This window comes from Mesoterricola silvestris, assembly GCF_030295405.1.
GTDB classification, from domain to species: Bacteria; Acidobacteriota; Holophagae; order Holophagales; family Holophagaceae; genus Mesoterricola; species Mesoterricola silvestris.
On record NZ_AP027080.1, the window covers coordinates 1,646,950 to 1,660,542 of the forward strand.

Genomic DNA, 13,593 nt, shown 5'->3' on the forward strand with positions numbered 1-13,593 from the left:
CATGCGTCTGCGCCTCCTTCTCCTGGTCATGGGTCTCGTCCTGGATTGGGGATGGGCAGCCTCGCCGCGCCCGGTTCCCCCCGGGCGGACCCCCTTCCAGGTCTACGGGCCCAAGGACGGGCTCACGAGCCTGAACGCCGTGGCCCTGGCGCAGGACCACGAAGGCTTCCTATGGGTCGGCACCCTGAGCGGACTCTACCAGTTCGACGGCGTGCGCTTCCGGTGCTTCGGCCTCCGGGAGGGGCTCCCCGCCGCGAGCATCGCCGCGCTCCTGGTGGGGCGCGACGGCACCCTGTGGGTGGGGACCCGCCGCAAGGGCCTGGCGCGCCGGAGCGGGGACGGCTTCGAATACCTCGGCCCGGGCCAGGGCCTGCCCCGCACCGGCTTCAAGGGCATCGCCCAGGGCGGGGATGGCGGGATCTGGGTGGCCACCTCGGAGGGCCTGTTCCACAGCCCCGACGGGCGGACCTTTGCGCCCGTGCCGTCCTGGCCCGGCGGACCCGCCCTCGCGGTCGCGGCCGCCGCGGAAAGCGGCCTGGTGTGGGCCAGCGGATGCCAGGAGATCCACGCCCTCTCCCTGGGCGGCCTCCGGGTCTCCTATGGGCGGGGGGCCGGCTTCAAGGCCACCGACCTCCTGGCCCTGGCCGTGGACCGGTCGGGCAACCTTTGGGTGAGGACCACCCAGGCCCTTTCCTTCCTCTCCCCCCGGAGTTCCCGGTTCCGGAATCCCGCCTGGCCCCTTCCCCCGGCCCGGAACCCTTCCCTGCATGTGGGGCCTTCGGGCGAGGTCCTGGTGAATTCCGACGAAGGGATCCACCTCCTGCGGGGCGATGGCTCCCGGGGCGTCGAACGCGTCATCAAGGCCGACTCCCCCTACTGTTCCCTCGTGGACCAGGAAGGCTCCACCTGGATCGGCAGCCGCCACCTTTCCCGCGCCCTGGGCGGGGGAACCTTCGAGGTCTACGCGTCCAGGGACGGCCTCCCCTGCGACCTCATGTGGGGCATCCACCGCAGCGGGGACGGCGCCCTGTGGGTGGCCACCCAGAAAGGGGTGAGCCGGGCCACCGCCCGGGGGTGGGACCTGCTCCCCGGAACCCGGGGGAAGGACACCCGTTGCCTTTCCACCGGACCGGATGGGGCGTTGTGGATCGGGCAGCGGGAAGGTCCCCCCCTCCGCCTGGATCCGGCGACCCGGAAGCTGGAGGCCTTCGGGCCCGGCTCCGGCTTCCGGGGCAAGGGCGTCAATGACATCCTCGCGGACCGGCGCGGCGGCCTCTGGCTCACCCAGCAGGAAGGTGGGCTCTGCCGGGCCTTCCGGTCGGGCCGCTCCTGGCGCTTCGAGGAGGTCCAGGTGCCCCGGGGAACCCCCAACGAGAACATGTTCGGGATCGTCCAGGATTCCGCCGGCCGGGTATGGGTGGCGGGGGAATATGGGCTGGCGGTGTTCGACGGCGCCGCCTGGCGGCGGTACACCCTGGCGGATGGCCTCCGGGACGATGCCCTGTACCAGCTCGCCGCATTGCCCGATGGGCGCATCGCGGTGGCCTACCGGGAAGCGCTGGGCGCCTCCCTCCTGCGGATCACGGGGGGCCGCCTGGAGGTGGACAGGCACCTGGACAAGGGCACGGGACTCGCCGGGGACCACGTGTACCTGCTCGGCGTGGATTCCCGCGAGCGGCTGTGGCTGGGCACCGGGACCGGCGCCTCGGTGCTGGACGGGGACCATCTGGATTCCTTCACCACCGGCAACGGCCTTGCCGGCGACGATTGCGACGCGCTCTCCTTCCTGGGGGAAGCGGATGGATCCGTGTGGATCGGCAGCAACACGGGCCTGAGCCATTTCCGCACGCCCACCTCGGTTCCGGCGCTGCCCCCCCCGCGCAGCCTCATCCGGGAGCTGTTCGCCTCCGGCAATCCCGTGGCCTTCGACCCCTCCTCGCGGCTGACGCTGCCGAGGGACCAGAACACGCTGGATTTCCAGGTGTCGGCGCTGACCTTCCTGAACGCGGCCAACGCGGAGCACGAAGTGCGCCTCCTGGGCCTCGAGAAGGAATGGCAGCCCCTGCAGGGGCGGAGCGCCCGCTACCCGAGCCTGCCCCCCGGAGCCTATACCTTCATGGTGAGGAGCCGGCGCCCCTGGGGGGACTGGGGGCCCCCGGCGGCCCTGGTCTTCCAGGTGCTGCCCGCGTGGTGGGAGCGCCCGGGGGTGAGGGCCCTGGCGTGGGCCCTCGCGACGGGGCTGGTGGCCGGCGTCCTCGCCCTGCGCTTCCGGCTGCTCAAGCGCAGGAACGCGGCCCTCCAGGAGAAGGTGGACGAAGCCACCGCCGAGATCCGCAGCAAGGCCGAGACCCTGGAGCGGGCCAATCTCCGCCTGTCCCAGAGCAACGAGGACAAGACCCACATGCTGGGCATCGTCGCCCACGATCTCCGGAATCCCCTGCACACCATCCAGCTCCACGCCGAAATGCTGGCGGGCGAAACCGATGTGAAGGAGCTGGAGGAGGGGTCGGCCGCCATCCAGCGCATCTCCCTCCAGCTGCAGGAAATGATCCAGCATCTCCTGGACCTGTCCCACCTCGAGGCGGGGGGGATGGGGCTCCAGATGGAATGGGTCGAGCCTCTGCCCCTGGTGGAATCGGTGTTCCACATGTACGCCCCGAAAGCGGCCGCCAAGGGCATCCGGTTCGAAATCGAGCCCGGGGCCGGGCTGCCGCCGCTCCGGGCCGACCCCTTCTACCTCCGGGAGGTCCTGGACAACCTGGTCTCCAACGCCGTCAAGTTCACCCCCCCCGGGCCTCCCGTGCGCAGGGTCCGGGCGGTCCTCGCACCGGGCGTGATCGAGATCCGGGACGAGGGCCCCGGCTTCAACGACGAGGACCTGGGCAAGGTGTTCGGCCGCTATACACGGCTGTCCGCGCGGCCCACGGCAGGGGAAAGCAGCACCGGCCTGGGCCTGAGCATCGTGAAGGCGATCGTCGAGGCCATGGCGGGCGAAATCGAGCTGGAAAGCGCCCCGGGCCAGGGCTCCACCTTCCGCCTCCGCTGGAAGATTTAATCCAAATTAATTCCACCGGCCCCTACCTTGGTTGAAGATCCTCCACCCGACTCTTCCCATCGAGGGCAAGCCCTGGGGCCTCCCCCCCACGGAACCCGCCGGAGAACCCATGCGCCCGCTGAAAGCCCTGTTCCTGATGCTCCTCGTCCAGGCCGCGGCCCTGGCGCAGCCCGCGGACTTCGATCCGGAAAAGAGCGTGGCGGTGGGGCTCGCCAAGGGCGTGGTCACGGTGACCGCCCCTCCGGGCTCCCACCTGAAGCAGAGCTTCATGCAGGTGGAACTGCAATCCAAGGGGGGCCGGATCCACCTGGGCCGCATGACCCCTCCCGACGGGAAGGACGATCTGGGGGAAGCCATCTGGCACGGGTCCGTGAGGATTCCCATCACCGGCGAGGGGCTGAAGGGGCCCGTGGCCCTGGCGGTCACCTACCAGCCCTGTCTCGAGGGGGAAGGCGGCGCCTGTTACCCGCCCACCACCCGGACGCTCCTCGTGAAGGCCTCCGATATTCCGGAATCCCCGGCCGCCGCGGCGGCAACGGAATCCGCGGCGGCCCCGGAACCCCCCCGGGCCGTGGCCGCGCCGAAGGTCGAGGCGGTCCCCGGGGCGGCGGTTCCCCGGGAGCCCTCCGGCCCGGGCCTTCCCTGGACCCTGATGCTGGTGTTCCTGGCCGGCATGGGCGCGAGCCTCACGCCCTGCGTCTATCCGATGATCCCCATCACCCTGGCCATCATCGGCGCCAAGGGCGGGGGCAGGGCCCGCGGCCTCGCCCTTTCCGCCATGCTGGTGCTGGGCATGGGCCTCACCTACTCGGTGCTGGGCGTCCTCGCCGCCCGGAGCGGGGCGGCCTTCGGCGCCTTCGCCCAGAAACCCGCCTTCCTGATCCCCGTGTCGGTCCTGTTCACGGCCTTCGCCCTGTCGCTTTTCGGCGCCTTCGAGATCGCCCTTCCGCAGAGCCTTGCCGGCCGGCTCCAGGGGGGCGGCGCCCGGAAGGGCTTCGGCGGGGCCTTCGTCATGGGCATGGTGCTGGGACCCCTCTCGGCGCCCTGCGTGGGGCCGATCGTGGGCGCCGTGCTGGTGGCGATCGCCCAGAAGGGGGATGTACTCCTGGGCGGGCTGCAGCTGTTCGTCTTCGCCCTGGGCATGGGGGTGCTCTTCCTGGTGGTGGGCACCTTCGCCGCGGGCCTGCCCCGGAGCGGCGAGTGGCTGACCCGCTTCAAGCGCGTCATGGGGTTGGTGGTGCTGGCCTTCGCGGCCTGGAACCTCCGGCTCCTGGTGCCCGGGTGGGCGAACCTGGCGGCGGGGAGCCTGGTGACCCTGGTCGGCGCGGCGACCCTGGGCGCGTTCGAGCCCGCCGGCGGGTTCCTCGCCCAGGTGCGCAAGGCCCTGGCGCTGCTTCTGCTGGCCTGCGGCCTGCTGCTGGGCCTGCGGTCCCTGGAGGCGGCCCTCCAGGTGGACCTGCTGCCCCGGAGCTCCGCCGCCCCGCCGGTCCAGGATGCGCACGCCGGCTGGATGGTGCAGGACTACGAAGGCGCGCTCCGCAAGGCCAAGGCGGAAGGGAAGCTGGTGCTGGTGGACATCTACGCCGAGTGGTGCGCCCAGTGCAAGGAACTGGACGAGGAAACCTGGCCGGACCCGGCGGTGAAGGGCTGGATCGCCCGCAATGCGGTTGCCGTCCGTCTGGACACCGACGGCAAGCGGAAGGATCTCGCGTCCGCCCTCCGGGTCCAGAGCTACCCCACCGTGATCCTCATGGACGGGGAGGGAAGGGAAGTGCGCAGGCTCCTGGGTTTCCACAAACCGGAAGGAATGCTCGGCTTCCTGAACAGGGGCTGAACCCATCGCGATTCCCGGTCCCGTGGAATCATGAACAACCTAGGAATCCATCCCGCCCTTTCCCAAAGGAGGCACCATGATCAACGTTTCCGTTCCGACCTGCCTGCTGCTGCTCCCTTGCTTGGCCGCAAGCGCCAATCCCCCTGCCAGCGGGCTCGCCTGGGGTACGGACCTGGACGCCGGAAAGGCCCTCGCCGCCAAGGAGAAGAAGGACGTGGTGGTCTACTTCACCGGTTCCGCCTGGTGCCCCTTCTGCAAGGTCCTCCACGCGGAGCTCCTGCCTTCCCGGGCCTTCGCTGATTTCGCGAAGGACAAGGTGCTGGTGATGCTCGACTATCCGCCGATGTCCGGGCGTTCCGAGGAGAAGATCAAGGCCCAGCCCGGCCTCGCCCGGCTCATGCGGATCAAGGAGCAGTTCGGGGTCAAGCTTTTCCCCACGATGCTGGTCCTGGGCCCGGACGGGAAGGAGAAGGCCCGAAAGAGCGGCTACCCCAAGGGCAAAGCCCCGGAAGCCTACCTGGCGGAGCTGATGGCGCCGAAATCCTGATGGTCCCGGTTGAGCGGGTCCCCGTTCATCCCATCGATCGGCGTTCATCCCGGTTTCCGCAGGGCTGACCCAGAGGTGGGTCGGAGCGCAAGTTCCTTTCGGCTGGCCATGACCGTCCTGGGGAAGCCGGAAACCGAGATCAAAATTTAGTTTCGATAATTTCCGAATTGTATATGATTGTCATGACGGTCCCTGGCCCTCAGGGCTGCTTGGAAAGGACGCGGGGCATGACGGACGATCTCAGATCGCTGGTGGAACGGCTGAAGGCGGTCTCGCATCCCTTGCGGATGCGGGTGCTCGGGTTGCTGGGGTCAGGCGAACTCTGCGTGTGCCAGGTGGCGGAGGCGCTGTCCGTACCCGCCTCCTCGGTGTCGGAGGCCCTGCGGGAGTTGCGCCGGGCGGGGTTCGTGGCGGAGCGCAAGGAGGGGCGATGGGTTTTCGTGTCGCTTCCGAACCCTCCAACGCTCCTGCTGGCCAGTCTTTTGGTTGAAGTAGAGGCGCTCCCCGAAATCAGCCGGGATCGCGCCCGGATCGCCGAAGTCAAGGGAATGCCGGTCCAGGAAGTCTGCCGGAAACACCTTTCTGCGGCCGCGGAGGCCTCCCATGGCTGAGGTCCGGTGCTGCGAAAACCCCGTGCCCGCCCCCGGGAGGGCCGGATGGTTCCGCCGGGGGGGCTGGTTGTTCCTCGCCCTCCCCCTCTGGGCCCTGGCCTACAGCGTCATCCAGCGCCTGGCGGGATGGGTCGCCTTCCACCTGTTTGGCCTGGCACCCGGATCGCACCTGGGGGAGGCGGTGGCCTTTTTCCTTTACGATGTGCCCAAGGTACTGCTCCTCCTCGCCCTCATCGTTTTCGTCGTCACCTTCCTCCAGACCTTCGTGAGCCCGTCCCGGGTGCGGGACGCGCTTTCCAGACGGAACGCGGGCCTGGGCAACGCCATGGCCTCGCTGTTCGGCATCGTCACACCCTTCTGCTCCTGCTCGGCGGTGCCGCTCTTCATCGGCTTCCTGCGGGCGGGGGTCCCGCTGGGGGTGACCTTCAGCTTCCTGGTGGCCGCCCCCATGGTCAACGAGGTGGCCCTCGGAATGCTGTTCGCCATGTTCGGGTGGAAGATCGCCCTCCTCTATGCGGGGACCGGCGTGGCTATCGCCTTTTCCGCAGGGCTGATCCTGGGGCGGCTGCGAATGGAGCGCCACCTCGAGGGGTGGGTCCAGGACGCCCTGGGCGCCCCGGCTCTGGGTGAGTCTGGGGAGGAACGCCTCACCCTCTCCAGCCGGATCGATCAGGCCGTCCAGGGGGTGCGGGACATCGTGGGGAAGGTCTGGCCTTACATCCTGGCGGGCATCAGCGTGGGCGCCTTCATCCATGGGTTCGTGCCCGAGGCCTTCATGGCTGGTTTGCTGGGCAAACAGGCCTGGTACAGCGTGCCCCTGGCCGTGCTGATCGGCGTGCCCCTGTATTCCAACGCCGCAGGTGTGATGCCCATCGTGGAAGCCCTCCTGGGCAAGGGGGCGGCCTTGGGTTCCACCCTGGCCTTCATGATGGCCGTCATCGGCCTCTCCCTGCCGGAAATCGTGATCCTGCGCCGGGTGATGCGCCCGCGCCTGATCGGCGCGTTCGTGGCGGTGGTGGCCCTGGGCATCGTCCTGGTGGGTTATCTCTTCAACGCCATTCTTTAAGGAGTCCGACATGCTCATCGAGGTCTTCGGTCCCGGGTGCGCCAAATGCGAAACCCTGGTCAAGCACGCCAAGGCCGCCGTGGAACAGGCTGGCGGCGATCACCAGGTGGTCAAGGTTTCCGACTACGCGGTCATGGCCGCCCGGGGAATCCTCAGCACCCCGGCCCTGGCCCTCGACGGCCAGCTCAAGTTCCAGGGCAAGGTGGCCACCTCGGCGGAGATCCTTGGCCTGCTCCAGGGCTGAACCGCATCCCTATCGTTCACATCATTCCATCCCCAAAGGAGATCCCATGTCCCTCCCGCGCATTGGCGCCCTTGTTCTGGCCGCCTCCGCGGCCCTCGCCGCCCAGGTGCCCGCCCTGGATCCGGCCGGCCTCACCCAGATCCTGAAGTCGGGTACCTGGGCGGTTATCGAATTCGGCGGCCCCTCCTGCGTTCCCTGTAAGAAGATGCAGCCCATCCTGGCGGAACTTCAGCAGCAGTTCGGGAACCGGGCCCAGGTGCGCAATTTCTACGTGACGGAGCATCCCAAGGAGGCCAGGGAGCACAAGGTCATGGCCATGCCCACCCAGGTGGTCTTTGACCCCTCGGGCAAGGAAGTGGCTCGGCACGTCGGGTTTTGGGAAAAGGGGGATTTCGCGGCCGCGCTCGCCAAAGCCGGCCTGAAATGACGGCGGGTCTCATCGAACGCCTGGCCGACGCAGTCGCCCAGGCCCCGGCCTACCAGCAGCTCGGGCTGGTCTTCCTGGGCGGTCTCCTTACCTCCGCCAATCCATGCGTCCTCGTGGCCGCGCCGCTGGTGGTCGGCTTCGCGGGAGGCACCGAGGAGGGACGCCACCATCCCATGGTGCTCTCGGGGGTCTTCGTGATGGGCCTTGCCGCCGCCTTCACCGCCCTGGGCCTGATCGCCGCCCTCACGGGGTCCCTCCTGGGTGACATCGGCTGGGGCTGGAAGGCCCTGGCGGGATTGGTGCTCCTGGCGGTGGGTCTCCATCTCCTGGGGCTCTATGCCCTTCCGACGGTTTCACACGGGTATCTGAAACGCTTTCAGGGCGCTGGTCTCCTGGGCGCCTTCGCCCTGGGCGCCCTCACCGGAACCCTCTCCGCGCCCTGCGCCACGCCAGCACTTGCGACCGTGCTCACCATCGTGGCCTTTCAGAAGAAGATCCTGTGGGGCGGCGTGCTGCTGTTCGCCTATGCCTTGGGGCATGTGCTGCTGTTGTTCCTGGCCGGGGCCTCGTCGGGTTGGGCGAGCCGGTATGCCCAGAGCCGGCTTTCGCTCGCGTTGGGGCGGGTGCTCCCGAAGGCCATGGGCCTGCTGCTTACCGGTTGCGCCCTCTGGGTCTTCTGGCTGGCCTGGCAGGCCAGGCAGGCGGCCTGAAATGCCCGGCAGCGCGTGGTGCCTGTTAGGGATTCTGGTGGCCTCAGTCGCGTGGGGCCAGGCGGGTGTTCCGGCCGGCGCTTGGCGGGTGGAACCCAGCCCCCGGAACCCCTTTCCCGAACTGGATGCCCAGCAGGCCTACGCCACCTTCCGCGGAGGGGCGCGTTTCGTGGACGCCAGGCTGCCGGAGGATTTCGTCTACGGCCATATCCCCGGCGCCCTGAACCTGCCTCTGCGGGTCACGGACTTCGAAGCACGCCTGAAGGCCCTTCTGGCCAGCCCCCAGGGGACCCTGGCGGGCCCCGTGGTGGTCTATTGCAGCGGCTGCTGCAGCACCGATTCCCTGTTCCTGGCCCAGCGGCTGCTGGAAGCGGGCTTCTCCCAGGTCCAGGTCTTCAAGGACGGCTATCCTGGCTGGGCCCGCGCGGGGTACCCCCGCGCCATGGGCCAGCCCTTTACCAACCCGAGGTGACGTGATGTCCTGTGGCTGTTCTTCCCCCAAGAAGCGCCTGGTCTATGCCTGTTCCGGCGCCGCCAACACTGGCTACCTCGCCGACCAGGTGGCGCGCAGGCTCTCCCTCCAGGGTGCGGCGAAAATGACCTGCCTCGCCGGGGTCGGCGCCGCGCTGGATGGTTACCTCCGGGCCGCCGCCGTGGCGGGACTGAATCTGGTCCTCGACGGCTGTCCCACGGCCTGTGGGCGCAGGGCCTTCGAGCGCTATGAGCTTCCATGCACCCCGGTGGTGCTGACGGAATTCGGCGTCGAAAAGGGCGCGACCCTGATCGATGAGACGGTGATCTCCCGCGTGGCCGATAGGGTCATGGAGGCCCACCTGACCGACCCAAACCGCTCCTAGCCGCGCCTTAACAGGGGGTTTCACCGCACAAAGCCGACGGCCCCCGCCAGGGCGCCCAGCCCCAGCACGAAGGCTGGGTGCCAGCGCCAGCGGAGCAGCAGCGCGAGCGCCAGGATGAAGAGGACGGCCCCCTGCCAGTGCCGGATGGCGCCCGGAGCCAGCAAGGCAGCTGCGCCCAGGATCAGCCCGACCACCACCGGGGTGAGCCCCGCCAGGAGGTTCTGGGCGAGACGCAGGTCCTTCAGCCGGCCGTAGAAGTGGCTCAGCAGGCCCATCAGCACCAGGGCCGGAGTGAAGAGGGCCGCCGTCGCCGCCAGGGCCCCCAGCACCCCTTGGACCCGGTAGCCGGCAAAGGTGGCCAGCACGGCGATGGGGCCGGGCGTCAGGTTGCTGATGGCGACCCCGTCCAGGAATTCCCGGGGCGTCAGCCACCCCAGCGAGACGACCAGATGCTGGTGGAGGACCGGCACCAGGACGAAACCGCCACCGAAGAACAAGAGCCCGATTTTCAGGAACAACCACGCCGTGCCCGACAGGGACGTCGCCAGGGGCGCCGCCGCCGGCAATCCGCCAAGGAAGGCAAACGCGGAAAGCCGCCCACCCTGGCTGGCCTTCATCCGGGTTTTCCCCGACAGGACGTCCTTGCCGGCCCAGAGCCCCACTGCGGCGCCTGCCGCCAGGGTGGCGAGGCTGCTCACCTTGAATAACGCCATGGCCAGGGCGAGGGTGGTGAGGAAACCAGCGGGCCAGGATTGGACCGCCTTGCGGCCCATGGACCAGGCAGCACTGAGGATGAGGGCGATCACCACGGGACCGAGACCCAGCAGGGTCGCCTGCAGGGCTGGCATGGTGTGGAAGGTGAAGTAGAGCCAAGCGAGTAGGGTGACCATGGCCACAGAAGGAGCCAGAAAGGCGCCGGTGCAGGCCAGGGCCCCGGGCAGTCCGAACCGGCGGTACCCCACAAAGAACGACGTGTTGACGGCGAAGGGCCCCAGGATCTGGCCCAGCGCCACCCCATGGAGGAATTCTTCCATCTCCATGAACTTGCGCCGTTGGATCAGCTCGGCCTCCAGCAGCGCCACCACCGCCATGCCGCCCCCGAAGCCAATAGCACCGAGACGGAAAAACAGCAGGGCGTAGCTCCGGAGGGTTGGGGACACGGGCTGATTCATGGGTCGATCCGTTCTGGATGGGCGTGGCCGGTGGCCAGGATGCCGGCGAGGAAGGCCCGGTTCATGGATGGGGGCCCTGCGGCATGGGCGTGGGAATGTTCGTGGTCCACGGGGAAACCTTTCAAAGGGACTTGGTCAGACCCCGGCGACCTGGGCTTGGCATTCACAGCAGGGGATGCAGACCTTCTGATCACCATGGATCCGGCCGTAGGATTCGATGACCATGTCTCCGCAGCCCTCGCACACGAACGTGCTGAACTGCTCCGGCCCCTTCGGGACCACCGGACCCTGCTCCACCGCGCCTACCTTGAGGATCTTCTCCTCGGGAGCGTTCATGACGTTCTGGATGAGCGGTTCCACCACCTCCTGGGGCACCTGGGAGGCGGGAACCCCCTTGACCCGGTAGTCCTGGAAAAAGGGCGTCTGTCGGCTGGCGGCCTGGGCCTCCGCCTTCGGCACAACCCGAACCCGGCGGCCCGTGGCGCGCTCCACCAAGGTCAGGCCGAACTTACCGTAGCCGACCTTGCGGATATTGCCTTTGCCGAAGGTGCAGCCCGTGATCATTTGCACGCCGTCGGCGAAGCAATGGGCGCAGTGGGCGTCACCCAGTTCCAGGATGACTTCGAGCTGCCCGTCCTTGGCGCGTTCGACGCCCAGGGCGTTGAGGGCGGCGGCACCGGCGCGCAGGCCCAGGGGCATGGCGGGGCAGTGGTGGCCGTGCAGAAGCTGGCCGGCGGTGAGGAAGTCCTTGGGGTCGATCATGGGAGTCTCCAGGGAAAGCGGACCGTCCGGTCCGGCTTCCCTAGGATCAAACTTTCGGGTCCCGCGGGCGTTGACCCCGATCAACGACCGCCGCTTTGCTCCCCAGCCGTCCCAGTTCCTCGGGCTGCAGAACCTGGTAGCGCCGGGGCCGCAGCCGGTGGAGGATGCCCAGGTGGACGAGCTGGGCCAGAGTCCGGGACAGGGTCGCCTCGGCCAGCCCCAGGGCCTCCGCGAAAGCCTTGGCGGGCTGGGGGAGGGTAAGCAAAGGGTAGGCGCCGTCCTTCACCAGGCCCTGGAGGGCCGCGGCCACCCTGGGCAGGGCGCGATGCAGGGAGAGGTGTTCGATGGTATCGAAGGCCTTGCGCAGGCGCCGGGCCAGGAGCCCGAGCAGGGCCATGGCGATGCGGGGCTCGCGCATGGCGCTGACCAGGTCTTGCCGGATGACATAGCGGATCCTAGTGGCCTCCAGGGCCTCCACCGTCGCTGGATAGCCGCCCTCGTCGAAGAAGGGCGCGAAGCCCAGGACTTCGCCTGCCCCGAACTGCAGGACCGTCGCGGTCCGCCCATCCGCGAGCTGGCGGAAGGCCCGCAACCGGCCCCCTTCCACGCTCACCAACCGGTCGGCCGGATCGCCTTCGTGCCACAGAATCGCGCCCTGGGCGTAGCTGCGGGACCGCAGCCAGGGAGCCAGCAGGTCGAGAACCTCCTGGGCCGCCGTGGCAAGCGCCAGGGTGGTGTCCGGGTTGGGCAGCGGCTTGGCCAGGGCAGCTTCTGAAGCGGCACGCCCGGCTTCAGTGAGCCGCAGGGACCGGGCCTGACGGGGTGCCAGCGTCACCAGGCCCTTCCGCTGCATGGCGACCACATGGTCACGGACGGTGGCGACGGCCCTCCACCCGAAGGTCCCGGCCAGCTCCCGGTAGCTGGGCCGGCGACCATCCTCCTCGGCCAGCCGAAGGTGGCGAAGGATGCGAGCCTGTGTGGAGGTGGGCTGGCTGTGGGGCATCACGAGAAGACTACCATACAGATGTTCGCCCCATCTATCCTGGCGAGGCTCGATCCAAAGCGCCGCGCTCCGACCAAAAATACCCATTGAAAGTAAAATTCTATATTTTTAGAATTATCGTATGGATCCTTCCGATTCCCCCCTCGAAGTCCAGGTCTTGCGCCTGAAGGCGCTCGGTCATGCCACCCGCCTTTCCATCATCCGGCTCGTGGTGCAGGGACCGGTGGAAGGCACCCCGGTGGGGGAACTCCAGGCCCGCCTGGAAGTGCCCGGCTCCACCCTGAGCCACCACCTGTCCGAACTCACCCAGGCCGGCCTCCTGAAATCCGCCCGCCAAGGAACGACCATCCGCTACGCCGCGCGTTTCGACCACCTCCGGACCCTCACGAACTACCTGTGGGAGGACTGCTGCGGCTCAGGTCGCCGGGACTCCTGCTGCCCCTGAAAGGAGCCGTCATGACCGCCTCCAGCCATCCCACCCACTCCTTCGTCCGCAAGGCCTATGGCCGTATCGCCGCCCAGGGCGGCGGCTGCTGCAGTCCCCAGTCCTCCTGTTGCGGGGGGGGGCGTGCGTCCGACGTGGCCCTTGGGGTGGGTTATTCGGACGCGGAGCTGGCCACGCTGCCCGAGGGGTCGAACCTCGGCCTGTCCTGCGGCAATCCCACCGCCCTGGCGGGGCTGGAACCCGGGGAAACGGTCCTGGACCTGGGCAGCGGGGCGGGGCTGGACGTGTTCCTGGCAGCCCAGCGGGTGGGCCCGGCGGGCCGAGCCATCGGCGTGGACATGACCCCGGAAATGCTGGAGAAGGCCCGGCGCAACGCGGAGACCTTCCGGGAACGCACCGGGCTTTCCAACGTGGAGTTCCGCGAGGGTCAGATCGAGGCCATTCCCCTGCCGGATGCGACAGTGGACGTGGTCCTGTCCAACTGCGTGCTGAACCTGAGCCCAAACCAGGGCCAGGTCTGGAAGGAGATCGCACGGGTCCTGAAGCCCGGCGGCCGGGTTTCCATTTCCGACATGGTGCTGCTCAAGCCCCTGCCGGAGGCGGTCCGCGAAAGCGTCGAGGCGCTGGTGGGCTGCATTGCCGGCGCCGCGTTGCGCGAGGACCTGGAACGCATGATCGCGGAGGCGGGGCTGGTGGACCTGGGCCTCCAGTCCAAGGACGGCAACGTGGAGGCCATGCTGCCCAGCGACGACCCCATGACCGGGCACCTCCTGGATCTGCTCCCGGCCGGGACCCGCCCTTCAGACTTCATCGCCAGCCTCATCATTTCGGCCCGGAAACCCGCCTGAATCCGAGGAACC

The 13,593-nt window shown here is 68.7% G+C and carries 15 protein-coding genes; 12 read left to right on the forward strand and 3 right to left on the reverse strand.

Features of this window, described 5'->3' with window-relative positions:
- Window position 1: 1 nt before the first annotated feature.
- From R2J76_RS06855 to R2J76_RS06900, 10 genes are all read left to right on the forward strand, one after another.
- Complete coding sequence (locus tag R2J76_RS06855) at window positions 2-3,055, forward strand: sensor histidine kinase (RefSeq protein WP_316415075.1); 3,054 nt, start codon at window positions 2-4, stop codon at window positions 3,053-3,055.
- 109 nt (window positions 3,056-3,164) lie between these two features.
- Entirely contained in the window at window positions 3,165-4,889 is a 1,725-nt protein-coding gene (locus tag R2J76_RS06860) for a protein-disulfide reductase DsbD family protein (protein WP_316415076.1), read from the forward strand.
- A gap of 76 nt (window positions 4,890-4,965) precedes the next feature.
- Window positions 4,966-5,436, forward strand: a complete 471-nt coding sequence (locus R2J76_RS06865) for a thioredoxin family protein (RefSeq protein ID WP_316415077.1) — start codon at window positions 4,966-4,968, stop codon at window positions 5,434-5,436.
- A gap of 227 nt (window positions 5,437-5,663) precedes the next feature.
- Entirely contained in the window at window positions 5,664-6,047 is a 384-nt protein-coding gene (locus R2J76_RS06870; RefSeq protein WP_316415078.1) for an ArsR/SmtB family transcription factor, read from the forward strand.
- Window positions 6,040-7,113 (forward strand): permease, encoded by a 1,074-nt coding sequence (locus R2J76_RS06875; RefSeq protein ID WP_316415080.1) that lies wholly within the window; start codon window positions 6,040-6,042, stop codon window positions 7,111-7,113. Before R2J76_RS06870 ends, R2J76_RS06875 begins: the two co-directional genes overlap by 8 nt.
- 10 nt (window positions 7,114-7,123) lie before the next feature.
- Window positions 7,124-7,357: a thioredoxin family protein gene (locus R2J76_RS06880; protein ID WP_316415081.1), complete on the forward strand. Its 234-nt coding sequence runs from the start codon at window positions 7,124-7,126 to the stop codon at window positions 7,355-7,357.
- Between the two features lie 46 nt (window positions 7,358-7,403).
- Complete coding sequence (locus R2J76_RS06885) at window positions 7,404-7,784, forward strand: thioredoxin family protein (protein ID WP_316415082.1); 381 nt, start codon at window positions 7,404-7,406, stop codon at window positions 7,782-7,784.
- Window positions 7,781-8,494 (forward strand): cytochrome c biogenesis CcdA family protein, encoded by a 714-nt coding sequence (locus R2J76_RS06890; protein ID WP_316415083.1) that lies wholly within the window; start codon window positions 7,781-7,783, stop codon window positions 8,492-8,494. Before R2J76_RS06885 ends, R2J76_RS06890 begins: the two co-directional genes overlap by 4 nt.
- Before the next feature lie 37 nt (window positions 8,495-8,531).
- Window positions 8,532-8,966, forward strand: a complete 435-nt coding sequence (locus tag R2J76_RS06895; RefSeq protein WP_316415085.1) for a rhodanese-like domain-containing protein — start codon at window positions 8,532-8,534, stop codon at window positions 8,964-8,966.
- 4 nt (window positions 8,967-8,970) lie between these two features.
- Window positions 8,971-9,351 carry a putative zinc-binding protein gene (locus R2J76_RS06900; protein WP_316415086.1) on the forward strand — a complete coding sequence of 127 codons (381 nt, stop codon included), beginning with the start codon at window positions 8,971-8,973 and terminating at the stop codon, window positions 9,349-9,351.
- 20 nt (window positions 9,352-9,371) lie between these two features.
- Here R2J76_RS06900 and chrA read toward each other — a convergent pair whose 3' ends face one another.
- From chrA to R2J76_RS06915, 3 genes are all read right to left on the reverse strand, one after another.
- The gene (chrA, locus tag R2J76_RS06905) at window positions 9,372-10,523 is read right to left on the reverse strand and encodes a chromate efflux transporter (protein ID WP_316415087.1); all 1,152 of its coding nucleotides are present in this window, start codon (window positions 10,521-10,523) and stop codon (window positions 9,372-9,374) included.
- 135 nt (window positions 10,524-10,658) lie between these two features.
- Entirely contained in the window at window positions 10,659-11,285 is a 627-nt protein-coding gene (locus tag R2J76_RS06910; protein ID WP_316415088.1) for an FmdE family protein, read from the reverse strand.
- A 46-nt stretch (window positions 11,286-11,331) separates the two neighbouring features.
- Window positions 11,332-12,288: a cyclic nucleotide-binding domain-containing protein gene (locus R2J76_RS06915; RefSeq protein ID WP_316415089.1), complete on the reverse strand. Its 957-nt coding sequence runs from the start codon at window positions 12,286-12,288 to the stop codon at window positions 11,332-11,334.
- A gap of 121 nt (window positions 12,289-12,409) precedes the next feature.
- On the opposite strand from R2J76_RS06915, the gene R2J76_RS06920 reads away from it, so the two are divergent.
- Entirely contained in the window at window positions 12,410-12,733 is a 324-nt protein-coding gene (locus R2J76_RS06920) for an ArsR/SmtB family transcription factor (protein ID WP_316415090.1), read from the forward strand.
- A gap of 11 nt (window positions 12,734-12,744) precedes the next feature.
- Window positions 12,745-13,581, forward strand: a complete 837-nt coding sequence (gene arsM, locus R2J76_RS06925) for an arsenite methyltransferase (protein WP_316415091.1) — start codon at window positions 12,745-12,747, stop codon at window positions 13,579-13,581.
- Window positions 13,582-13,593 lie beyond the last annotated feature (12 nt).